Raw genomic sequence first — 22,724 nt, 5'->3', positions numbered from 1 at the left:
GCCGAAAGAGTCGCGATCTTCGGTAATTCCGGCCGCGGAGGCCCCGGGTCGGCGGGAAAGTTCCGCCAGAGCGCCGATCACGTCGTCCGTATCCGCGACGACGCGCGCAATGGCGGCCGGAGGCGCCGAGAGGCGGCGCGGGGCGCCGGGGCGGATGGGTCCGGCCGTGCCGGAGACGCTACGCTGCGCCGACGGGCCCGTTCACGAGGGGGAGGGCCCTGGCACGGATCGGGAGCGACATGCGGCTGAAGGCCACGGCACGGGTCAAGGCGGCGACGGCCCTGGCGGCGGCCGCGGCGCTCGCCGCCGCGGCGCTCGGCGGCTGCAGCGGCGGGGACGACAAGCCCGTCGGCGCCGCCAAGGTGATGAGCACCCTCGGCCCCGGCGAGGGGGCGTTGAACCTCCTCACGCTGCCCGGCTCGGTGGAGAGCGGTGCCACCGACCCGCGCGTGGACTGGGTCACCCCCTTCCAGGAGCGCACCGGCTGCAAGATCGGGATGAAGGTCGTCAAGACGCCCGAGGAGATGGCCGACCTCATGCGCGACGGGAACCGCCGCTACGACGGCGTCGCCGCGCCGCCGGAGGTCGCCGGGCGGCTGGTCGAGGAGAACCAGGTCGTCCCGATCAACCCCGACCTCGTGGACGGCTACAAGAAGCTCGAGCCGAAACTGCGCAAGCTCCTGGAACGCGACGGCAAGCACTACGGCCTGCCGTACGTGTGGGGCTCCAACCTGCTGATGTACGACACCCGGACCGTCCCGCCGCCGGCGGGCTGGGCCGCGCTGTTCGACCCCGCCCAGGCCCGCCGCTACGCCGGGAGGATCGTCATGCGGGACAGCCCGCTCGCGATCGCCGAGGCCGCGCTCTACCTCAAGGGCAGGCAGCGCAAGCTCAAGATCCGCGACCCGTACTCGCTGACGCCGGCGCAGCTCGCCGCCGCCGGCCGGGTCCTGGTCGCGCAGCGCCCGTTCGTGGGGGAGTACTGGGATCGTCCGGCCGACGCCGTCAGCGCGTTCGCCGGGGGCCGGGCGGTGCTCGGCCAGGCGTGGCCCTACCACCTGGACGTGCTGAACCGCGCGTCCCGGCCCGTCCAGGGCGTCATCCCGGCCGAGGGCGCGACCGGATGGATGGACGCGTGGATGATCGGCGCCCGCGCGGAGCACCCCAACTGCATGTACCAGTGGCTCCAGTGGACGGCCTCGCCGGACGTCCAGCAGCAGGTCGCCGAGTGGACCGGGGTCGCGCCCGCCAACCCGCAGGCGTGCTCGGGCGACCGCCTCAAGTCCGGGTTCTGCGCCGCCTACCACGTCGGCGACCGCGGCTACCTAGGAAAGATCATCTTCGCGCACGCGCCGTCGAAGGCGTGCGGCGGCGGGTCGGACAAGAAGGACTGCACGGACTACGCCGAGTGGACGCGGACCTGGATCCAGGCCACCAAGGCCTGAGGTCCGCCGAAGAGTCTCTCCGGCGTGCCCGACCGCCCCCAGTCGGGCACGCCTGACGGGTGGTCCCGGACTTCCCCCCGAAACGCCCGGGTCACCCTCTCCCTGGAGAGATCTCCATGACGGCGGCGCCGTGCGCCGCAGTCCGCGCCGGCGGCGGCTCCCCCACCGCCGGACCGGCGCCCGTGAGCGGCTCCCGGGGGCCCCGCCGTGCGCGGGGTACCGGCGGGGCGGGTGCGCAGTCGTCGCACGCGAACACCCCGGACGAGTCCGGCAGGCGGCCGACGCGGACGCGCGGCCGGGGCCACCTCTTGCGGCAGACGACGCAGGCGTCGCCCAGGCGCTGGGCTGTGCTCAACCCCCGCGGGTCGACGACCCGCTCGCCCGTTTGGCCCATGTCTCCATCCCCCCGGTGGGAGTCGCCATCACGTGTCTCCTTTATAGGCGGGGGAGCGTGTTGTGGCTGTTACGGAAGGTGAAAAGGGCGGCAAAGCCTTACGTGTCGACCCGCCGCCCGCGATCCACCGGGGCTATGCGCGGTGCCGAGACGCGCGTCGACGCCCCCGGTCGCGGGGCCGCCGACCAGGCTATGCGGACCCCGACCGGGCGCTTTACCCGCTTTTGGAGGGTGGTTGCGTACAAAGGAGGCATGTCGGCCAGGAACGTCGATGATCGGCGAGTCCGGCCGCGCAGGCCCCGCCCCCTTCGGGCGCGTGTGACGTCGGCGCCGTTCACAGCACTCGGCTCCCTGCTGGTGGCCGCGATAGCCTTGGCGGCCGCCGCCCTTCACGTGCTCGCCGGCGTCGGCCGCCCGGGGGTGCTCGCGGCCGTCATGGCGGGGCTCGCGGCGGTGGCCGTCGGGTCGGCCCGGTGGGGGGTCGCGCACTCCGCGCGCGGGTCGCTCCGCCCGGTGGAAAGGCTCCGGCAAGAGCTGGACAGGCTCACCGAGGACGGCGCGAGCGGCCGCGTCGACGTCCCGGCGACCGGCGACGAGATCGAGCGCCTGGCCGAGCGCGTCAACGAGCTGCTCGGCCGCCTGGAACGCGCGGTCCTGCAGCGGCGCTCGTTCGTCTCCGACGCCTCGCACGAGCTGCGCACGCCGATCGCCGGGCTGCGCACCCGCATCGAACTGGCCCTCTCCGCCCCCGACGACGGCGAAGCCGCGGACACCCTGCGGCAGTCGCTCGCCGACATCGACCGGCTGCACCGCATCGTCGAGGACCTCCTCGTCCTCGCCCGCATCGACTCCGGCGACCTCCTCGTCCGGGAGCCCGTCGACCTCGGGGCGCTGGTCGAAGCGGAGGCGGCGCGCCGCACCCCGCCGGTTCCGACGGTCGTCAAGGCCGAGCCGGGCCTCGTCGTCGCGGGCGACCGGCAGCGCCTCGCCCGCGCGGTGGACAGCCTGCTCGCCAACGCCGAGCGCTACGCCGCCGCGCAGATCGAGGTCGAGGTGCGCGCGGACGGCGACGGGGCCGTCGTCGAGGTGCACGACGACGGCCCGGGCATCCCGCCCGCCGACCGGGACCGCGTCTTCGAGCGCTTCGCCCGGCTCGACCCCGCCCGCAGCCGCGACAAGGGCGGCAGCGGCCTCGGCCTGCCGATCGCGCGGGAGATCGCCCGGGCCCACGGCGGGACCGTGCGGGTCGCCGACGTCGCCTACGGCGCCCGCCTCGTGCTCCGGCTCCCGCTGGCCCGCTGACTCACCGGAACGCGGCGACGTTCTCCTCGGCCCACCGCGCGAACGACCGGGCCGGGCGCCCGAGCACCTTCTCCACGTCGGGGCTGACGCGCCGTTCGGCCGCGGTGGGCTCGCCCAGGATGTCCAGGGTGCCGTCCACGACCGGTGCGGGCATGAACGCCAGCATCTGCTCCCGGGCCTCCTCCCGGGTCTGCTCCGCGAACGCCACCGGCTCGCCCAGCGCCTCGCCGATCGCCTGCGCCCGCTCCCGCGGCGAGACAGGGGCGGGCCCGGTGAGCTCGTAGACGCGGTCCTCGTGCCCGTCCTCCCGCAGGACCGCGGCCGCGACCTCGGCGATGTCGGACGGGTGGACGAACGGCAGTGCGACGTCGGCGAACGGCGCTGCGGCCGCCCGGTGGGCGCGGATCGGCTCCGCCCACGCGAACGCGTTGCTGTCGAAGCCGCCCGGCCGCAGGATCGTCCAGCGGAGCCCCGACTCCCGCACGGCGTCCTCGAACGCCCTGAGGTGGCTGTGGCTGTGCGCCGTCGGGCGCGTGCCGGCGCCCTGCGACGACATCAGCACGACCCGCTGCACGCCCGCGGACTTCACCACATCCAGGACGGCGCGCGGGTCCAGGTCCTCGGGCGAGCCGAGCAGGGGCCCGGCGACGAGCAGGAAGAGCGCGTCCGCTCCGTCCAGGACGGGCCGGAGGGTCTCCGGCTCGGCGAGGTCGGCCGCGCGGTGCGCGACCCCCTCGGGCAGATCGCCGGGATCGGTGCGCGACACCGCCAGCACCTGCTCGCCCGCCTCCGCCAGCGCCCGCACGAGCGGCCGTCCGACGTTCCCCGTGGCGCCCATGACAACGATCATTGCTTTCTCCTCCTGAGCTGCACTGGCGCCGCCGGAGGGCGGCGCCGTCGCGGTGCGACCCGGCGAAGCTAGCATCCTGGATATAGTAGGTACCTAGAAGAAAGTGACTACCCGGGAGGTCGCCATGGTGGACGCCAGGACCGAGGAGGCGCTCGACCCCGAGCTGGCCTGTCCGATCGCCCCGGTGGTCGACCTCGTCTTCAGCCGCTGGACGACGCCGATCCTCTGGACGCTGCACGAGTACGGGCGCCAGCGGTTCGTGGAGCTGCAGCGCCGCATCGGCACGATCACGCCGAAGGTGCTGACCCAGCGCCTCCGGCAGATGGAGCGCGACGGGCTCGTGGTCCGCACCTACCACCCGGAGGTGCCGCCGCGCGTCGAGTACGAGATCAGCGAGCTGGGGCGCAGCCTCGCACCGCTGTTCGCGGCGCTCGCGGAGTGGTCCGCCGAGAACATGGAGAAGGTCGAGCGGGCGCGGCGCGCCCACGACGGGGACGGCGGCTGAGCGGTCCGCGCGGTCCCGGCGCGTCCGATGCCCGACAATGGACGCGTGATGCCTTCTTCAAGCCCCGACGCGGCCGCCCGCGAGCTGGTCGTCCTCGGCTCCACCGGATCGATCGGCACCCAGGCGCTCGACGTGGTCCGCCGCAATCCCGGCCGGTTCCGGGTGGCGGGGCTCGCGGCGGGCGGCGGGCGGGTCGAGCTGCTGGCCGAGCAGGCGCTGGAGTTCCGTCCCGACGTCGTCGCCGTGGCCAAGGCGTCCGCGGCACAGGATCTCCAGCTCGCCTTCTACGCCGAGGCCAAGCGGCGCGGCTACGCCTCCGGCGCCTACCCCATCCCCAAGATCGTGGCGGGCCCGGACGCGGTCGCCGAGGTCGCCGCCTGGCCGTGCGACGTGGTGCTGAACGGGGTGACCGGCGCGCTCGGCCTCGCCTCGACGCTGGCCGCGCTGGACGCGGGGCGCACGCTCGCCCTCGCCAACAAGGAGTCGCTCATCGTCGGCGGCCCCCTCGTGCAGGAGCGGGCGCGGCCGGGGCAGATCGTCCCCGTCGACTCCGAGCACTCGGCGCTCGCCCAGTGCCTGCGCGGCGGGCGGGCCGAGGAGGTGCGGCGGCTCGTGCTCACCGCGAGCGGCGGGCCCTTCCGGGGGCGCGGGCGCGACGAGCTGGCGGACGTCACCCCGGAGCAGGCGCTGAACCACCCGACCTGGGACATGGGCCCGGTCGTCACGATCAACTCCGCGACCCTGGTCAACAAGGGCCTGGAGGTCATCGAGGCGCATCTGCTCTTCGACATCCCGATGGACCGCATCGAGGTCATGGTGCACCCGCAGTCGTTCATCCACTCGATGGTCGAGTTCGTCGACGGATCCACGCTGGCGCAGGCCAGCCCGCCCGACATGCGGCTGCCGATCGCGCTCGGCATGGACTGGCCCGACCGGGTGCCGGACGCCGCGCCCGGCGTCGACTGGACCAGGGCGCACACCTGGGAGCTGTTCCCGCTCGACGACGAGGCGTTCCCGGCCGTCGCGCTGGCGCGCCGCGCCGGCGAGCTGGGCGGGACGGTCCCCGCCGTCTACAACGCCGCCAACGAGGAATGCGTGGACGCGTTCCGCGCCGAACGGCTCCCGTTCCTCGGGATAGTCGACACTGTCGCGCGGGTAATGGAGGAGCACGGTTCGGGCACCACCGGCGGCCTGACGCTCGACGACGTCCTCGCGGCGGACGCGTGGGCGCGGACCAGGGCCAGGGAGCTGACCGCAACCGCCTGACCCGGGGACCCGCCTCGGGACGAACCCGGAGGGGCGATGGCCTTCTTCCTCGGCGCGGTGGCCTTCGTGGTGGCACTGCTGGTGTCGGTGATGCTCCATGAGGGCGGGCACCTGCTCACCGCCAAGCGGTTCGGGATGAAGGCCACGCAGTACTTCGTGGGGTTCGGCCCGACCCTGTGGTCCACCCGCCGCGGCGAGACCGAGTACGGCGTGAAGGCGATTCCGCTGGGCGGCTTCGTCAAGATCGTCGGCTACACGCCGCTGGAGGAGATCAGCCCGGCCGACCGGCCGCGCGCGTTCTACCGGCAGCCCGCCGGCCGCCGCGCCGTCGTCATCGCCGCCGGGGTGGTCGCCAACTTCGCGTTCGCGTTCCTGCTGCTCATGGCGATGGCCATGACGGTCGGGGTACGGGAGTCCGGCACGGTGACCAGCACCGTCGACCAGGTCACGAGCTGTGTGCCCGCCTCGCTGTCCGGCGGCTGCGGCGGGGACCGGCCGCCCTCCCCGGCCGCGCGGGCCGGTCTGCGCCCGGGCGACCGCGTCGTCTCGTTCAACGGCACGCCGGTCTCCGACTGGAACGACCTCACCAGGGCGATCGACGCGGCGAAGCCGGGCCAGACCGTCACCGTGGTGGTCGCGCGTCCGGGCGCGGCGCGGCCGGTGGCGCTGCCGGTCACGCTCGCGGACGTGGACGGGGGGCCGTTCGTCGGCATGGCGGCGAAGGTCGTCGGCGCCGGGTACGAACGGACCGGGCCGCTCAACGCGGCCGTGTTCGCCGGGCAGGGCATCGGCCGCACCCTCGCCGGCGTCGGCCGGGCCGCGGCGGACCTGCCGTCCGCCGTCCCGAAGCTGTTCTCGCCCGAGCGGGGGAGCACGCCCGGCGGCCAGGTCGGCAGCGTGGTCGGCGCGACCGAGGTGTCGGGGCAGATCTTCTCCTCCCAGAGCTCCGCCCGCGACAAGCTGACGCTGTACCTGTCGCTCGTCGTCTCGGTGAACATCTTCCTCGGCGCGCTCAACGTCCTGCCCCTGCTTCCGCTGGACGGCGGGCACCTCGCGGTCGTCGCCTACGAGCGGGCCCGGGCGGGCGTGAACCGGGTCAGGGGACGGCCGGATCCGGGCACGGTCGACATGACCCGGCTCATGCCCTTGACATACCTGGCCATCCTGCTGCTGGTGGGGTTCGGGGTGCTGCTGATCCTCGCCGACCTCCTCAACCCCCTCCGACTACCGGAATGACACACGATGTTTACCGAGTGTGGTCATATGGTCACACTGTTGGACGACGGGTGCCGTCAACTCAGCCGCGCGGGGCACCTAGGCTTTGTACGGGGCCGAAAACATGAGGAGAGGGATGAGCGTTTCACTGGGAATGCCGAGCGTCCGCGGCGATGGCGACGGGCAGGGGGCGCCCGATCCGATCGCGCCCCGCCGCAAGTCCCGGCAGATCATGGTCGGTGACGTACCGGTCGGCGGCGACGCCCCGGTGTCGGTGCAGTCGATGACCACCACCCTCACCGCCGACGTGAACGCCACGCTCCAGCAGATCGCGGAACTGACCGCGTCCGGATGCCAGATCGTCCGCGTCGCGGTGCCGTCGCAGGACGACGCCGAAGCGCTGCCGGCGATCGCGCGCAAGTCGCCGATCCCCGTCATCGCCGACATCCACTTCCAGCCGAAGTACGTGTTCGCGGCGATCGACGCGGGCTGCGCGGCCGTCCGGGTCAACCCGGGCAACATCAAGAAGTTCGACGACAAGGTCGGCGAGATCGCCCGCGCCGCCAAGGACGCGGGCGTGCCGATCCGCATCGGGGTCAACGCCGGCTCGCTGGACAAGCGGCTGCTGGAGAAGTACGGCAAGGCCACCCCCGACGCGCTGGTGGAGTCGGCGCTGTGGGAGTGCTCGCTGTTCGAGGAGCACGACTTCCGCGACATCAAGATCTCGGTCAAGCACAACGACCCGGTCGTGATGATCGAGGCGTACCGCAAGCTCGCGGCGGCCTGCGACTACCCGCTGCACCTCGGCGTCACCGAGGCGGGCCCGGCGTTCCAGGGCACGATCAAGTCGGCCGTCGCGTTCGGTGCGCTGCTCGCGGAGGGCATCGGCGACACCATCCGGGTCTCGCTGTCCGCGCCGCCGGTCGAGGAGGTCAAGGTCGGCACGGCGATCCTGGAGTCGCTGGGGCTGCGCAAGCGCGGCCTGGAGATCGTCTCCTGCCCGTCCTGCGGTCGCGCGCAGGTGGACGTGTACTCGCTCGCCGAGCAGGTGACCGCCGGCCTGAAGGACTTCCCGGTCCCGCTGCGCGTCGCGGTGATGGGCTGCGTGGTGAACGGCCCCGGCGAGGCCCGCGAGGCCGACCTCGGCGTCGCGTCCGGCAACGGCAAGGGCCAGATCTTCGTCAAGGGCCAGGTCGTCAAGACCGTCCCCGAGGCGCAGATCGTCGAGACCCTGATCGAGGAGGCGATGCGCATCGCCGACGAGATGGGCATCGAGATCGACGAGGACGGCGCGGTCTCCGGACCGGGCGCCGACGTGGTGGTCGGCTGACGAAGCGGCCTGCCGGCGGCGCGCCTGCCGGCCGGCGCCGCGGGCCGGCGCCGTAGCGAAACCCCCAGAGCCCCGGGTCTGCGACCCGGGGCTTTCGCATGTCCGGAACCCGTGTCGCAGGCGGGCATCCGGGACCGGAACGTCCGCAGATATCACAGAGTTCCGCTGATCTTGTCACGATTCAGCATCCACTGTGATGGGCCCCTGTCGGGTCGGAAGTCGGAACCGCCACAATCTTCGCTCATTGACCCGTATGTCTGACTCAACCGAGAGTCGGCGCGATAGGGGGATATGTGAAGAGGACTGTTGTCGTGGCCGCGGTGGCCGGGCTCGGTCTCACCGGTCTCGCCGCCACAAGCGCGCAGGCCGCGAGCCCCTCCGCCGGAACGGCCGGAGGATTCAACCCCGCCGCGGCCCAGTGGCACGCCTGCCCCGCGGACTTCGTCCAGACGGTGCACGACTTCTACGACGCGCTGTACCCGGTCTCCAAGATCGTGCAGTGCGCCGAGCTGTCGGTGCCGATGGACTACTCCAAGCCGAACGGCAAGAAGATCACGCTCCAGCTCACCAGGACGCCCCACACCGGATCCGGTCCGGCCAAGGGCGACATCGTGGTCAACCCGGGCGGCCCGGGTGGCGGCGGCGCGCTGTTCGGACCTCGCGTGTTCGCGCAGAACTCCGCCCCGATGCGCGAGGCGTACAACGTCATCGGCTTCGACCCGCGCGGCGTCGGGATGAGCGTCCCGGCGCTCACCTGCGACCCGAACTACACCAACGCCCCGCGCCCGGACTACGGCACCGGCGACCGCAAGTCGGTCAGCACGTGGCTGAAGCTGTCCAAGGGCTACGCCGAGGCGTGCGGCAAGGCCGACAAGACCGGGCTGCTCAACCACATCAAGACCATCGACTCGGTCAACGACGTGGAGTCGATCCGGCGGGCGGTCGGCAGCAAGAAGCTGGACTACTACGGCGCCTCCTACGGCACGTACCTCGGCTCCGCCTACGCCACCGTCTACCCCAAGAACGTCGGGAAGATGGTGCTGGACGGCAACGTCGGCCCCTCCGACGCCTGGTACGACGCCAACCTCAACCAGGACGTCCAGTTCGACATCAACATCGACTACTACTTCGGCTGGATCGCCAAGTACGACTCGGTGTACCACCTCGGCACCACGCAGAAGCAGGTCCGGAGCTACTTCTACGACCTGCGCGCGAAGCTCAAGGACAAGCCGGTCTACTACACCGACCCCGACAGCGGGCAGACCCTCGCCGTCGGACCGGACGAGCTGACCGACGTGATCCTGAACGCCGGGTACCGGCGCAGCCAGGCCATCTGGCACGGCTACGCCGCCGCGCTGTCGGCCTACAAGTCGGGCGACACCGCCACGTTCGCGGGGACGTTCGGCGCGCCCACGACCGGCGGCTCCGACGACAACGGCTACGCCGTCTACCTCGGCGTGCAGTGCACCGACGTGCAGTGGCCGCTGAGCTGGAAGAAGTGGCAGCGCGACAACGAGCGGGTGAACCGCAAGCACCCGTTCGAGACCTGGGGCAACGCCTGGTACAACGCTCCGTGCCTGTACTGGCCCGCCAAGGCCGGCAAGCCGGTGAACATCGGCCACACCCGCGACCTGCCGCAGAACATCCTCATGTTCCAGTCGACCGCGGACGCGGCCACGCCGTACGCGGGCGCGCTGGAGATGCACCGCAGGCTCAAGGGCTCGCGCCTGGTCGTCCAGGACGGCGACCGCACGCACTGCATCGTGCACCGCGGCTCCGCCCAGGTGGACGCCTACTTCGACGCGTACTTCCTGCGGGGAGAGCGTCCGGCGGCGCGCACCGTCCACGTCCCGCAGCTCGGTGACCCGAAGCCGCCGTCCACGGCGACCGCGCGGACGCTGAGCGGCACGGGCTCGCTGAAGGCCGCGCAGCTGAAGTCCGACGTCATCCGCTGACGCCGGTCGCAGGTCATGCGGACCGGACCCCGGGGGAGCGATCCCCGGGGTCCGGCATGGCCGGCCACACGCAGGAATCCGCATTCCGCTACGCATCGGCGACACCCCCCTCCGGCATGGCGCCGGCCCGGAGTCGCCGATCTGAGGGGGTCAAGTGAAAAGGATCGTTCTCGTCGCGACCGCTGCGGTCGTGGCGGCGGGCGGGGCGGGGTACGCCGTCTCCGCCAGCGCGGACACCGGGCGGTCCGGTGCCGCCACGGTCGCGGCCACGGGCATCGACTGGGGCAAGTGCGAGGTCAGCGGCCCGAATGACCCGATGAACAAGGCGCAGTGCGCCCAGGTCGAGGTGCCCCTCGACTACAGCCGGCCCAACGGCCGCAAGATCTCCATCGCGGTGTCGCGCTTCAAGCACACCGACGACAAGAACTACCAGGGCACCCTGTTCGTGAACCCGGGCGGCCCGGGCGGCTCCGGCCTCCAGTACGCGCCGGCCCTCGCCCGCTGGATCGGCGGCACCGGGCACGCGGACGTCGCCGCCAAGTACGACATCATCGGCTTCGACCCGCGCGGCGTCGGCTCCAGCAAGCCCGCGCTGACCTGCGACCCGCACTTCTCCGACCCGATCCGGCCGGACTACGTCCCCTCCTCCGCCAAGGAGGAGAAGGCCTGGATCGCCAAGTCGAGGAAGTACGCGCAGGACTGCGCGAAGAAGTTCGGCTGGCTGCTGCCGCACATGCGCACCACCGACGCCGCGCGCGACGTCGACGCGATCCGCGCCGCGCTCGGCCAGGACAAGATCAGCTGGTACGGCTTCTCGTACGGCACCTACTTCGGCGCCACCTATGCCACGCTCTTCCCCAAGCGCGTGAACCGGATGGTGCTGGACGGCAACGTCAACCCGAAGACGGTCTGGTACGACGCCCAGCTGGAGCAGGACAAGGCCTTCGAGCACAACATGAAGGCCTGGTGGGCCTGGATGGCCAAGTACGACTCGCTCTACCACCTCGGCAAGACCGAGAAGGCGGTCGAGGCCAAGTACTACGCCGTCCGCGCCGCCGCGAAGAAGGCGCCGATCGGCGGCCAGATGGGGCCGGACGAGCTGGACGACACCGTGCTGTCCGCCGGCTACAACACGGGCTACTACATCCCGTTCGCGCAGGCGCTCTCGGCGTGGGTCAACGACAACGACGCCTCCGGCCTCCTCGACTGGATGAGCCCCGGCGGCGACGACAACGGCTTCGCCGTCTACAACGCCGTCCAGGCCGCAGACGCCCGGTGGCCGCGCAGCTGGAGCAAGTGGCACAACGACGCCGCCAAGCTCTACCGGCAGGGCTACCGGTTCAACACCTGGAGCAACGTCTGGTTCAACGCCCCGATCGCCTTCTGGCCGTTCCAGGGCGGTCCGGCGTTCAAGCTGAAGGGCGCCAAGGGCCTGGCCGGCATGCTGCTCGTCCAGTCCACCCAGGACGCGGCGACCCCGGTCGCGGGCGGCCTGGAGATGCACAAGGTCTTCCCGTCCTCGCGCCTGGTGTTCGAGGTCGGCGGCAAGACCCACGCCAACACGCTCAACGGCAACGCGTGCCTGGACGACAAGGTCGCGGCGTACCTCGACACCGGCGCGCTGCCGGCGAGCCACCGCGGTCCGGACGCCTACTGCAAGGCCGTCCCGGCGCTGAACGACCCCGACCCGACGGCCATGACCGCGAAGGCCGCGCGGGCCTCCGCGGGCAAGGACCTTCCGGTCGGACGCCCCTAGCGCTCGGGCAGCCCCGGGTGGCACGGCACCCGGGTAGAGCGCCGTGACGCGGCGTGCCCGTCCCGCCCCCTCTCCGGGGCGGGCCGGGTACGCCGCGTTCGCTTTTCGAGGTTTGCCGAGGGCGGTCCCGTTTGAGGGTGGAATCGCGCGATCCCGGGATGCGCGACTCCGGGACCTCCCACCGGTAGAAAGCGAAGGTGCTGACCGACGCTGGAAAGAGGGCCGTGGCGGGGACGGCGGCCGTCGCGGCCGCGCTCGCGGTCGCCGGGGCCGCCGCATTGGGGGCGCCCGTTGCCGCCGCGCCCGCGCCCCCTCCCGAGCCGAGGCCCGCCGGCCTCGCCTGGAAGCCCTGCCCCGCCAAGGACCCGGTGGAGGGCGCCCGGCTCAAGGGCCTGCAGTGCGCGTCCCTCCGGGTGCCGCTCGACCACGCCGACCCGGCCGGCGAGCAGATCACCCTCGCACTCACCCGGGCCCCGCACACCGCGCCGAGGTCCCAGGGCGTGGTGCTGCTCAACCGGGGCGGGCCCGGCGCGCACGGGCGCGACCTCCCCGCCTTCTTCACGGACTCGCTGCCGAAGCGGGTCGCCGCGTCCTACGACTGGATCGGCTTCGACCCGCGCGGCGTCGGCGCCAGCGAGCCGGAACTCGTCTGCGACCCGAAGTACCAGAACCCGGGCCGCGCCCGCCCCGACTCCGTCCCCGCGAGCGCGGCGGAGGAGGAGGCCTGGAAGGACGGGGCCCGGCGGTACGCCGACGACTGCGCCCGAAGGTACGGCAGGATCCTCCCTCACATGGGCACCGCCGACTGGGCCCGCGACATGGACGCCGTCCGCGCCGCCCTCGGCCAGCAGAAGATCAACTACTTCGGCTACTCGTACGGCACGTACCTCGGCGCGGTGTACGCGACGATGTACCCGCAGCGGGTCCGCCGCATGGTGCTCGACAGCGTCGTCCGGCCGAGCGGGGTCTGGTACGGCGACAACCTCGACCAGAACGTCGCCTTCGAGAAGCGCATCAACGCGTACTTCGCCTGGATCGCCCGCCACCACGCGGCCTACCGGCTCGGGGGCTCCGGCGCCGAGGTCGCCGCCGCCTACGCCAGGGTGCGGGCCGAGCTCAAGGCCAAGCCGCTCGACGGGCGGATCGGGCCCTCCGAGCTGGACGACGTGTTCCTCGCCGACGGCTACGGCGACTACGGCTGGGCCGCGCACGCGAGGGCGCTGTCGGCCTACGCCGTCCGGCACGACCCGGCGCCGCTGCGCAAGGCGTGGCAACCACCGTCGCGGCTCGAGCAGAACAACTACACGGTCTACAGCGCCGTCCAGTGCCGCGACGCCGCCTGGCCGCGCGACTGGGGGCGCTGGCACGCCGACAGCGAGCGCCTCTACCGCCAGGGCTACCGTTTCGAGACCTGGAGCAACACCTGGTACAACGCGCCCTGCGCCTTCTGGGGGATTCCCGGCGGCCCGCCGCCGCGGGTGGAGGGCGGCCCCGCGCTGCCGCCGATCCTGATGGTGCAGGCCACCGAGGACGCCGCGACCCCCTATCCGGGTGCGCTGGAGATGCACGGCCTGTTCCCGACGTCCCGGCTGCTCGTCCAGGCCGGCGGGCACAACCACGGCGTCTCGCTGTCCGATGACAAGTGCGTCGACGGGGCCGTCGCCGCCTATCTCGACGCCGGGAGGCTGCCCGCGAACCGGCCCGGACCGGACCAGAGCTGCACGGCCGGGCCCGAGCCCGCCGCGGCCAAGGCGGACAGGGCGGAGCAGGCGGCGGCACACCGGTGACGCGCCGCTGATCCGCCGCCGGACGGGCCTGTGACCGAGGGCGCGGAGGTGCGCGGCCTCCGGACGGCATAGGCTTGTCCACGTGGAGCTTTCAGTGGTGAGGCCCGGGGGCCGGTAGCCGTGCGGATGCTGGGCTCGATGCCGGTGCGCGTGCTGGACGACCGGTACCGTGCGGAGGCCCTCGCGATCCTGGACGCCGACCCGGTGTCCAACGTGTTCGTCAGTTCCCGCGTGCACGCCGCGGGGCTCGATCCGCGCCGCCTCGGCGCCCAGATGTGGGGCTACCTGCGCGAGGGCCGGCTCGTCTCGCTGTGCTACTCGGGCGCCAACCTCATCCCGGTCGCGGCCGGGCCGGAGGCGGTCCGGGCGTTCGCCGAGCGGGCCCAGGCCCAGGGGCGGCGCTGCTCGTCCATCGTCGGGCCCGTCGACGCGGTCGGGGAGCTGTGGGAGATCCTGGCGCCCTACTGGGGGCCGCCCAGGGCCGTCCGCGCCGAGCAGCCGGTGATGGCGACCTCCACCGTCCCGGACGTGCCCGCCGACCCCGGCGTGCGCCGGGTCCGGATGGAGGAGTTCGACATCGTCTACCCGGCCTGCGTGGCAATGTTCACCGAAGAGGTCGGGGTGTCGCCCAACGCCGGCGACGGAGGCGTGCTCTACCGGGCCCGCGTCGCCGAGCTGATCCGTGACGGCCGCGCCTTCGCCCGGATCGAGGACGGCCGCGTCATGTTCAAGGCCGAGGTCGGCGCCGTCACCCCGCTGGCCTGCCAGGTGCAGGGCGTGTGGGTGCCCCCCGACCTGCGGGGGCGGGGCCTGTCGGAGACCGGGATGTCGGCGGTGGTGCGGGAGGCGCTGCACAGCATCGCGCCGACCGTCTCGCTGTACGTCAACGACTACAACACGCGGGCGCGGGCGGCCTACCGCCGGGTGGGGTTCACCGAGTCGGGCTCGTTTATGTCGATTCTGTTCTGAAACGCTCCTTTCCTGGGATTCTCAGGTGATTGTCATTACGTGCCTGATCTGCCCTGGTCTCTGATTCGATCTTCCCTGCCGGGTACCATCCCGCCGTGGAGTTCGCCGGGGCACTGCGGCAGGCGATCCAGTCGAGCGGGCTGACCCTGGAGCGGATCCGCCACCGGCTCGGCCGGCGCGGCCTCACGGTCAGCGTGGCCACCCTCAGCTACTGGCAGCGGGGCCGCAGCAGACCGCGCTCGCGCACCGTGGTCGTCGCGCTGGAGGAGATCCTTCAGGTGCCGTCCGGCGCCCTCACCGAACTGCTGGACGACCCCGCGCCCGCCGCCGCGCCCGTCCGGGGGCCCGCCGCGCGCGGCGGGGGCGGCGCCGGGCAGCCGAACGCGGGGGACCGCGGCCGGGGCGTCCGGGACCTGTGGCCCGATCCCGAACGCTACGCCTGCCTGGTCGGCCAGCTCGACCGGTCCGGCGACCACCGGCTCGAACGGCTCAGCGTCCACGACGTCTTCCGGCTGGACGAGGCCCGCCGGTCCTGGACGCTGTCGGTGCGGACCGTCCTGCGGGCGGCCGGCGACGACATCGACCGCGTGGTCTGCGTCCACCAGACGGGCAACGGGGCGGGCGGCGACCCGGCCGGGCTGGTGGACGTTCGGTACTGCCGCCCCGGCCGGATCCGCGCCGAGGGCGGCCTGGTGGCGTTCGAGCTGGTCTTCGACCGGGTGCTGTCGACGGGGGACACGGCGGTCGTCGAGTACGAGCTCGGTCCGGTGGGGCAGCCCGCACCCGACAGCTACGACCGGCGCTTCTCCCATCCGGTCCACGACTACGTGGCGCTCGTCCAGTTCGACGGCGACCGGCTGCCCGCGCGCTGCTACGGGTTCACGGCCGAGAGCTCCGCGTCCCCGCGCCGGCGGCTCGGCGAGCTGTGGATCGGCACCTCGGGCAGCGCGAACCTCGCGGTCGGGGCCGTCAGGCGCGGCATCGTCGGCATCGAGTGGGAGTGGCATTAACAGCTGAAATCCAGTCGGCGTCGAAATGTTGACGCTTTCTCGCGTTCTCGCAGAGCATTCACATCGATCGGCTTCGTGACCCCGGCCTCCCCCTGTGGCCGGGGTGCCCCCCACGAACGGAGTTTCGATGAAGAAGCCCCTGCTCGCGGCCCTCGCCGCGGCGCCCCTCGCCGCCGTCCTCGCCACCCCCGCCCAGGCCGTGACCCCCAACGCGCCGCTCACCCTCGCCGCCCCGGGCCAGGGCGTCGCCGGCCAGTACATCGTGACGCTGAAGTCCGGTGTGTCGGTCGGCGCCACCGTGTCCAAGCGCGGGATCAGCACCACCCACCGCTTCGGCAAGGTGCTGAACGGATTCGCCGCCAAGCTCAGCTCCGACCAGCTCACGAAGCTGCGCCGCACGCCCGGCGTCGCGTCGATCGAGCAGGACGCGGTCGTCCGCGCCGACACCACGCAGTCGAACCCGCCGTCGTGGGGCATCGACCGCATCGACCAGACCGCCCTCCCGCTGTCGAAGAGCTACACCTACAACTCGACCGGCGCGGGCGTGTACGCCTACATCATCGACACCGGCATCTACACCTCGCACCCGCAGTTCGGCGGGCGCGCGTCCAACGTGTACGACGCGACCGGCGGCAACGGCGTCGACTGCAACGGCCACGGGACGCACGTCGCCGGGACGGTCGGCTCCACCTCCTACGGCGTCGCCAAGAACGTCTACCTGCGCGGTGTCCGCGTGCTGAACTGCCAGGGCAGCGGCACCTACTCCGGCGTCATCGCGGGCATGAACTGGGTGGCGAGCAACCACTCCAACCCGGCGGTGGCCAACATGTCGCTCGGCGGCGGATACTCCTCCTCGGTGAACTCCGCCGCCAACAGCCTCGCGAGCTCCGGCGTCTTCCTCGCCGTCGCCGCGGGCAACGACAACGGCAACGCCTGCAACTACTCGCCGGCGAGCGCGGCGAACGCGACGACCGTCGCGGCGAGCACGAGCAGCGACGCCAAGGCCTCCTACAGCAACTACGGGTCCTGCGTCGACCTGTACGGACCGGGATCGTCCATCACCTCGACCTGGCTGAACGGCGGGACGAACACCATCAGCGGCACCTCGATGGCCACCCCGCACGTCACCGGTGTCGCCGCCCTCTACAAGGCCGCGAACGGCAACGCCTCCTACAGCACCATCCGCAGCTGGCTGACCTCCAACGCGGTCAGCGGCGTGATCAGCGGCAACCCGTCCGGGACGCCGAACCTCCTGCTCAACAAGCGCAGCCTCTGACAGAGCCTCCGGGTCCGGTCCGCGCCGGCGGACCCGGGAATCCGGCACCCCGCCCGCCGTGCGAGCGGCGGGCGGGGACCGGATCACGTCGGTAGGATTCATCGCCACGGCGCGACCGGGCCCCGGTGACCGCTTCGGCGGAAGCCGGGGCCGACGGTTGTGACAGTTTGCCTGTTGGCATCCCGCCCGCGGAGCCTTACAGTGAGCGCGGAAGTTGCAATTGCGGTAGTCAAGGCCGTTTTGCGGGGGCCGGCCGGAGCCGATCCGGAGGCCGAGCATGCAGAGTGTCGCAGAGGACGATCTTCTCCAGGTCCTCCAGTACGGGCCGTTCAACGTCGCCCTGCACGCCGCCATCCAGGCGCGCGGACTGAGCCTCGACTCGCTGCGGCGCCGCCTGGAGGAGCAGGGCATCGCGGTAAGCCTGTCCACCCTGAGCTACTGGCAGCGCGGCCGGACCCGGCCCGAGCGCGCCGACTCCCTGCGCGCCGTCCGCGGCCTGGAGACCATCCTCGAGCTGCCGCGGCACTCCCTGCTGACGCTGCTCAGGCCGACCACCGACCGTCCCGCCGGGCCCTGGCTGCCGGTCGAGGAACTGTGCCCCGAGCCCGGCGTCCGCGACCTGCTGGACGAGATCGGCGACCGCGGCGAGCGGCAGCTCACCGGCCTCAGCCTGCACGACCAGTACATCATCGGGCGGCGCCGGGAACTGCGCGAGGTCCGGGTCCGCGCGGTGTTCCAGGCCCAGCAGCGCGGCGTGGACCGCTGGATCGCCGTCTACCACCACCCGCAGGGCGTGCTGCCCTCGTCGCGCACCGTGCGCGGCTGCCGGTTCGGCCGCGTCCGGATGGACGAGGCGAGCGGCCTCATCGCCGCCGAGCTGCTGTTCGACCGGGCGCTCGGCCGCGGCGAGACCTACCTGCTGGAGTACGGCTTCGGGTTCGAGGAGACCGGCCCGCCCGTGACCGAGGAGGGCCGCGGCTTCCGCACCCCGCAGCACGAGTACCTCATCGAGATCCGGTTCCATCCGGCGGCGCTGCCCGCCCGCTGCTACCGGACGTGGCGCCCCGACGGGCACACCGCGCTGAAGGACACCGCCGACCTGCGGCTGTCCAGCTACCAGAGCGTCCACTTCATCGAGTTCGGGATGGCCGCCGGCTACCACGGCATCCGCTGGGAGTGGACCTGATCCGGAACCGGGCCCGGCCGGCCGCTACCGGACGAGCAGGTCGAGGAGCCGGTCGAGCTCGGCGGCCGGGTCGCCGGTGAGGCCGGCGTGCACCGGGCCCGGCTGCACGATCGTGCTGCGCGGCGCGGTCAGCCACCGGAACCGGGCGCCGGGGGCCTCCTTCGCGGCCTGGCCGGCGCGCTCCCCGCCGCAGCAGACCGCGTCCACCGCGTTGAGGGCGGCCCGGACGCCCGCCAGGTCGAGCGCAGGGTCCAGGGCGAGCAGGCGCCGCTCGTCGAGGTGCGTGCGGCACCCGAGGTAGTCGAGGGCGCGGCAGTACACGACCACGCCGACGTTCATGGACTCGCCCCGCTCGACGCGCGGGACGACGCGCAGCGCGGCGTACTCGAACACCGTGGGCTCGGCCGCCGTCCTGATGTTGGTCGTCCTGCCGGAGGTCACGAGGCGCCTCCGAGCCAGCCGGGACGGTTCTGGCCGCGCCGGGCGGAGGTGTCCGGGCGGTGGCCGCTGACGTCGAGGCCGGGCAGCCAGTCGCGCGGCTTCCCGGCGCGCGGCAGCAGGATGTCGACGTAGGCGTCGCGGAGGGCCTGCGGGTCGGCGAAGCCGGGCTCGCCCTCCAGCCAGTGGTCGGGCACGAGGCCGGCGACCTCGCGCAGCAGCCCCTCGGTGATCCTGGGGGCGAGCTCCGCCTCGGCCTCCTCCAGCCGGGTCGCGTACGGGGTCAGCACGTGGTCGTCCACGTCGTACGGGCCGGAGAACAGCCGGGCCGCGTTGGACCACGCGTGGTGGAAGATCAGGCTCGCGCCGTGGTCGATGAGCCACACGTCGCCGTGCCACACGAGCATGTTCGGGTTGCGCCAGCTGCGGTCGACGTTGCCGATGAACGCGTCGAACCACAGCACCCGGGAGGCGAAGCCGGGGTCGGGGCTCCAGCCGAGCGGGTCGAAGCCGAGCGAGCCGGGCAGGAAGTCGACGCCGAGGTTCCAGCCGGGGCTGGCCTTCAGCAGGTCCTGCACGTCGGGGTCGGGCTCGTGCCGTCCGATCGCCGGGTCCAGGTCGATGAGCACCTGCTCGGGCACCCGCAGGCCGAGGCGGCGCGCCAGCTCACCGGCGATCACCTCGGCGATCAGCGCCTTGCGGCCCTGCCCGGCCCCGTGGAACTTCATGACGTAGGTGCCGAGGTCGTCGGCCTCGACGACGCCCGGAAGCGATCCGCCCTCGCGGAGCGGCGTCACGTAGCGGATGGCGGTCACATGTGGCAACACGCCGCAACGCTACCGGGTGGGGGTGCGGCCGGGATAATCGATTACATGGGCGTTGAGCTGCTCGACCTGTCGGTGCCGATCACCACGGGCATGCCGGTCTACCCGGGCGACCCCGAGGTGGAGGCCGTCCCGGCCCTCACGGTCGCGGAGGCCGGCGTGAACGTGCTCCGGCTGCACATGGGTTCGCAGACCGGCACGCACGTGGACGCCCCGTTCCACATCGACGACGCGCTGCCGAAGCTGGACGAGCTGCCGCTGGCACGGTTCACCGGGCCGGCCGTGGTGATGGACGTGCGGGGCCTGCCGCCCCGCGCGCCGATCCCGCCGGACGCCGTCCCGACCGGTCTCGCGCCGGGCGACGTCCTGCTCATCGCGACGGGCTGGTCGGAGCGCTGGGGGACCGCCGACTACCTGGCCCACCCCTATCTGGCGCCCGAGACGGCGGAGGCCATCGTCGCCGCGGGCGTGCGGACGGTGGGCATCGACGCGCTCAGCGTGGACCGCACCCCGCCGCCCGGCTCCGACGACTTCTCGCTCGCCGCCCACCGCGTCCTCTGCGGCGCCGGAGCGGTGATCGCGGAGAACCTGACCGGTCTCGGCCGCCTCGCCGACGCCCAGGCGGCGGGCTGCGCGATCGACGTCTCCCTGTTCCCGCTGGCCCTGGCGGGCGCGGACGGGGCCCCCGTCCGGGCCGTCGCGCGCGTGGACGACCGGGCCGTCCTCGTCTGAGAGCGCGTCCGCGCCGTCCGGCCCATACTGGGGACCGGCCGACGGGAGGACGTGGACGGATGCGGGTGGAGTGGGCGACGGACCAGGGCAGCCCAGAGCGGCCCAACGAGGACTTCGTGGCGGCCGCCGCCGGAGCGGTCGTGGTGCTCGACGGGTGCGGGCTGCCCCTCGGCACCGACCTCGGCTGCGCGCACGGGACCGCCTGGTACTCCCGGTCGCTCGGCACCCGGCTCCTGGCGCGGCTGCTCGAGGGGTTCGGGCCGCAGGCCGGCCCGCCGGTGGGACCGCCCGAGGGCGCGCACCGGCCCGGCGCCCGGCCGCTGGTCGCGCGGCTCGCCGGGGCGATCGCGGACGTGGCCGCCGCGCACCGGGCCACCTGCGACCTGCGGGTCCCGACGACCCCGGCGGCGACCGTGCTCGCGCTGCGGCGGCGGGGCGACCTGGTCGACTACCTGGTGCTCGCCGACTCGACCGTCCTGCTGGACGGCCGCGACGGCCTGCGGGAGATCACCGGGGGCCGCGACTACGCCGCCGCGGACCCGGCCGTGGCCGACGCCGCGATCACCGGTACGGTGCCGGCCGCCGACCTGCGCCGCGCGTTCCTGCTGACCGACGGCGCGACGCGCCTCGCCGACATGTTCGGCGCCACCGGATGGGCCGGGCTGGCGGCGCTGGCCGCCGACCGGGGGCCCGCGGCGCTGATCGAGCGGACGCGGGAGGTCGAGCGCACCGACCCCCGGGCCGTCCGCTGGCCGCGGGGCAAGGTCCACGACGACGCCACCGCGGCCGTCTGCGATCTCGGCGGCTGAGCCGCGCCGAGCTATCGCTTGGTCACGCCGATAGGCTGCGGGGACCTTGACGGAGGGACCCGGCATGCGCCTCGGCATCACGATGTTCGCGACCGACCTGACCATGGCGCCGCACGAGCTGGCCGCGGAGGCGGAGGCGCGCGGGTTCGCCTCCCTCTACCTCCCCGAGCACACCCACATCCCCGTGTCCCGCGCCACCCCGGCGCCGACGGGCGCCGAGACCCTGCCCGAGGAGTACTCCCGCACCCTCGACCCGCTCGTGTCGCTCGCCGCGGCCGCCGTCACGACCGAGCGGATCGTCCTCGGCACCGGCGTCCTGCTGCCCGCCCAGCGCGAGCCGATCGTCACCGCCAAGGCCGTCGCCACCCTCGACCGGCTGGCCCCCGGACGGGTCGCGCTCGGCATCGGCTACGGGTGGAACGCCGAGGAGGGCGCGGACCACGGCGTCCCCTGGAAGCGGCGGAGGGCCGTGGCGCGCGAGCACGTCCTCGCCATGCGGGCCCTCTGGACGGACGAGGAGGCGTCCTTCGAGGGGGAGTTCGTGAGCTTCGCCGCGAGCCGCGCGTGGCCCAAGCCGTCCCGCCGCGTCCCCGTGCTGCTCGGCGGTGCCCCCGGCCCCACCCTGTTCGCGCACATCGCCGAGTACGGGGACGGGTGGATGCCGATCGGCGGCGCGGGCGTCCGCGAGGCCCTGCCCGCGCTGCGCCGCGCCTGCGAGGACGCGGGCCGCGACCCGGTGCCCGTGATCCCGTTCGGGACGCTGCCCACCCCGGGGAAGCTCGACCACTACGCCTCGCTCGGGATCGAGGAGGTCGTGCTGCGCGTCCCCGCGGGCGGCCGCGACGCGGTCCTGCCGGTGCTGGACGAGTACGCCCGCGCCCACCTGTGAGCTAGCGGATCATGCGGAAGCAGAAGAAGGTCGGGAACCGGTAGTACTGCCCCTTGCCGGCCTTCACCGCGCCGAGGATGAGGAATACCCAGCCCCCGATCAGCACCTCCAGGTACGGGAGGATGAGCGGGACGAGGAACGCGGGCTCCTTCATCACGATGGCCGGCGGGGCGCAGAGCGCAGCCACGGCCAGCAGGTGGATGAGCATCGTGAGCTGGTAGTTCATCGACTGCGCCGCGTGGAACCGGGTGAACGGCGAGGTGTTCTTCTTCACCAGGTAGATGACCAGCGGCGGGATGAAGCCGATCAGCACGTTCCCGACGTAGGCGAAGATCGCCCAGGTCGTCTCCTCGCCCGGGTTCTGCGCGGCGTACGGGACGCCGGGAGGGCCGTACCCGTAGCGCGGGTCGTACGCGGCGCCGGGCTGCGCCCCGGGCGGCGGACCCGGCGGCAGGCCGGGCTGCCCGGGCGGCTGGCCGTAGGCGCCGTAATAGGGCGGCGGCTGCTGGGGAGGCGGGGGCTGGTCGGAAGGCGGCGCCTGGTCCGAAGACGGCGCCTTGTCGAAGGACGGCGGCTGGTCGGAAGGCGGCGGCTGGTCGGAGGGCGGGGGCTGGTCGGAAGGCGGCGGTGGGGGGTGGTCCGTCACGGGGCGTCCTCATGTCCTCGTCGAGAGTCCCTGCAGGGGATACGCAGGAATCTATAGGAGCCGGGCGCGCCCGCGCGGCGACCGCTCAGCGGGACCGGTGTCCGGACCGGTCGCCCGCATCTTCTAGAATTTCGTTCGGC

At 73.1% G+C, this 22,724-nt stretch carries 20 protein-coding genes; 16 read left to right on the top strand and 4 right to left on the bottom strand.

Translation table 11 applies throughout. The annotated features are described in order from the left end of the window. The first annotated feature begins 239 nt into the window (after positions 1-239). Positions 240-1,445 carry an ABC transporter substrate-binding protein gene (locus AB0C21_RS01780; RefSeq protein WP_500202180.1) on the top strand — a complete coding sequence of 402 codons (1,206 nt, stop codon included), beginning with the start codon at positions 240-242 and terminating at the stop codon, positions 1,443-1,445. Positions 1,446-2,157: 712 nt separating this feature from the next. Continuing rightward, positions 2,158-3,141, top strand: a complete 984-nt coding sequence (locus AB0C21_RS01775) for a sensor histidine kinase (RefSeq protein WP_500202179.1) — start codon at positions 2,158-2,160, stop codon at positions 3,139-3,141. 1 nt (position 3,142) lies between these two features. On the opposite strand, the gene AB0C21_RS01770 is transcribed toward AB0C21_RS01775, so the two are convergent. Next, a complete protein-coding gene (locus AB0C21_RS01770) occupies positions 3,143-3,991 on the bottom strand; it encodes an NAD(P)H-binding protein (protein ID WP_500202178.1) in 849 nt (282 codons plus the stop codon). A gap of 103 nt (positions 3,992-4,094) precedes the next feature. Here AB0C21_RS01770 and AB0C21_RS01765 point away from each other — a divergent pair, with 103 nt between their 5' ends. The 11 genes from AB0C21_RS01765 (at position 4,095) to AB0C21_RS01715 (ending at position 18,246) form a co-directional block, all read left to right on the top strand. Next, entirely contained in the window at positions 4,095-4,496 is a 402-nt protein-coding gene (locus tag AB0C21_RS01765; RefSeq protein WP_235036598.1) for a winged helix-turn-helix transcriptional regulator, read from the top strand. Positions 4,497-4,544: 48 nt separating this feature from the next. After that, positions 4,545-5,762 carry a 1-deoxy-D-xylulose-5-phosphate reductoisomerase gene (gene dxr / locus AB0C21_RS01760; protein ID WP_353820207.1) on the top strand — a complete coding sequence of 406 codons (1,218 nt, stop codon included), beginning with the start codon at positions 4,545-4,547 and terminating at the stop codon, positions 5,760-5,762. 36 nt (positions 5,763-5,798) lie between these two features. After that, positions 5,799-6,998, top strand: a complete 1,200-nt coding sequence (locus tag AB0C21_RS01755; protein WP_500202177.1) for a M50 family metallopeptidase — start codon at positions 5,799-5,801, stop codon at positions 6,996-6,998. Between the two features lie 115 nt (positions 6,999-7,113). Next, entirely contained in the window at positions 7,114-8,307 is a 1,194-nt protein-coding gene (gene ispG, locus AB0C21_RS01750; RefSeq protein WP_500202176.1) for a flavodoxin-dependent (E)-4-hydroxy-3-methylbut-2-enyl-diphosphate synthase, read from the top strand. A 293-nt stretch (positions 8,308-8,600) separates the two neighbouring features. Next, positions 8,601-10,262: an alpha/beta hydrolase gene (locus tag AB0C21_RS01745; protein ID WP_500202175.1), complete on the top strand. Its 1,662-nt coding sequence runs from the start codon at positions 8,601-8,603 to the stop codon at positions 10,260-10,262. A gap of 154 nt (positions 10,263-10,416) precedes the next feature. After that, complete coding sequence (locus AB0C21_RS01740) at positions 10,417-12,018, top strand: alpha/beta hydrolase (protein ID WP_500202174.1); 1,602 nt, start codon at positions 10,417-10,419, stop codon at positions 12,016-12,018. Positions 12,019-12,215: 197 nt separating this feature from the next. Next, the gene (locus AB0C21_RS01735; RefSeq protein ID WP_500202173.1) at positions 12,216-13,805 is read left to right on the top strand and encodes an alpha/beta hydrolase; all 1,590 of its coding nucleotides are present in this window, start codon (positions 12,216-12,218) and stop codon (positions 13,803-13,805) included. A gap of 126 nt (positions 13,806-13,931) precedes the next feature. Further along, positions 13,932-14,774, top strand: a complete 843-nt coding sequence (locus AB0C21_RS01730) for a GNAT family N-acetyltransferase (protein ID WP_353820209.1) — start codon at positions 13,932-13,934, stop codon at positions 14,772-14,774. A 95-nt stretch (positions 14,775-14,869) separates the two neighbouring features. Beyond that, positions 14,870-15,784 (top strand): helix-turn-helix domain-containing protein, encoded by a 915-nt coding sequence (locus tag AB0C21_RS01725; protein ID WP_500202172.1) that lies wholly within the window; start codon positions 14,870-14,872, stop codon positions 15,782-15,784. Positions 15,785-15,911: 127 nt separating this feature from the next. After that, positions 15,912-17,060, top strand: coding sequence for a S8 family peptidase (locus tag AB0C21_RS01720; RefSeq protein WP_500202171.1), 1,149 nt, complete (start codon positions 15,912-15,914; stop codon positions 17,058-17,060). 277 nt (positions 17,061-17,337) lie between these two features. Beyond that, a complete protein-coding gene (locus AB0C21_RS01715; RefSeq protein WP_149257749.1) occupies positions 17,338-18,246 on the top strand; it encodes a hypothetical protein in 909 nt (302 codons plus the stop codon). A gap of 24 nt (positions 18,247-18,270) precedes the next feature. Here AB0C21_RS01715 and AB0C21_RS01710 read toward each other — a convergent pair whose 3' ends face one another. After that, on the bottom strand, positions 18,271-18,687 hold the full coding sequence (locus tag AB0C21_RS01710; RefSeq protein WP_500202170.1) for a DUF3037 domain-containing protein: 417 nt from the start codon (positions 18,685-18,687) through the stop codon (positions 18,271-18,273). Further along, on the bottom strand, positions 18,684-19,511 hold the full coding sequence (locus AB0C21_RS01705; protein ID WP_500202169.1) for a HipA family kinase: 828 nt from the start codon (positions 19,509-19,511) through the stop codon (positions 18,684-18,686). The genes AB0C21_RS01710 and AB0C21_RS01705 overlap by 4 nt, the downstream gene beginning before the upstream one ends. A 45-nt stretch (positions 19,512-19,556) precedes the next feature. Here AB0C21_RS01705 and AB0C21_RS01700 point away from each other — a divergent pair, with 45 nt between their 5' ends. The 3 genes from AB0C21_RS01700 (at position 19,557) to AB0C21_RS01690 (ending at position 21,938) form a co-directional block, all read left to right on the top strand. After that, positions 19,557-20,240 (top strand): cyclase family protein, encoded by a 684-nt coding sequence (locus AB0C21_RS01700; RefSeq protein WP_500202168.1) that lies wholly within the window; start codon positions 19,557-19,559, stop codon positions 20,238-20,240. A gap of 65 nt (positions 20,241-20,305) precedes the next feature. Beyond that, positions 20,306-21,049: a hypothetical protein gene (locus tag AB0C21_RS01695; protein ID WP_500202167.1), complete on the top strand. Its 744-nt coding sequence runs from the start codon at positions 20,306-20,308 to the stop codon at positions 21,047-21,049. 46 nt (positions 21,050-21,095) lie between these two features. Further along, a complete protein-coding gene (locus AB0C21_RS01690) occupies positions 21,096-21,938 on the top strand; it encodes an LLM class F420-dependent oxidoreductase (RefSeq protein WP_500202166.1) in 843 nt (280 codons plus the stop codon). Position 21,939: 1 nt separating this feature from the next. Here the strand turns inward: AB0C21_RS01690 and AB0C21_RS01685 are convergent, their stop codons facing one another. Next, positions 21,940-22,584 (bottom strand): DUF4870 domain-containing protein, encoded by a 645-nt coding sequence (locus tag AB0C21_RS01685; protein WP_500202165.1) that lies wholly within the window; start codon positions 22,582-22,584, stop codon positions 21,940-21,942. Positions 22,585-22,724: the final 140 nt, after the last annotated feature.

The organism is Spirillospora sp. NPDC049024, assembly GCF_040649235.1.
GTDB lineage: Bacteria > Actinomycetota > Actinomycetes > Streptosporangiales > Streptosporangiaceae > Spirillospora.
Note: the sequence above shows the minus strand (reverse complement) of the source record. Positions and strands in the feature narration are given on the sequence as shown.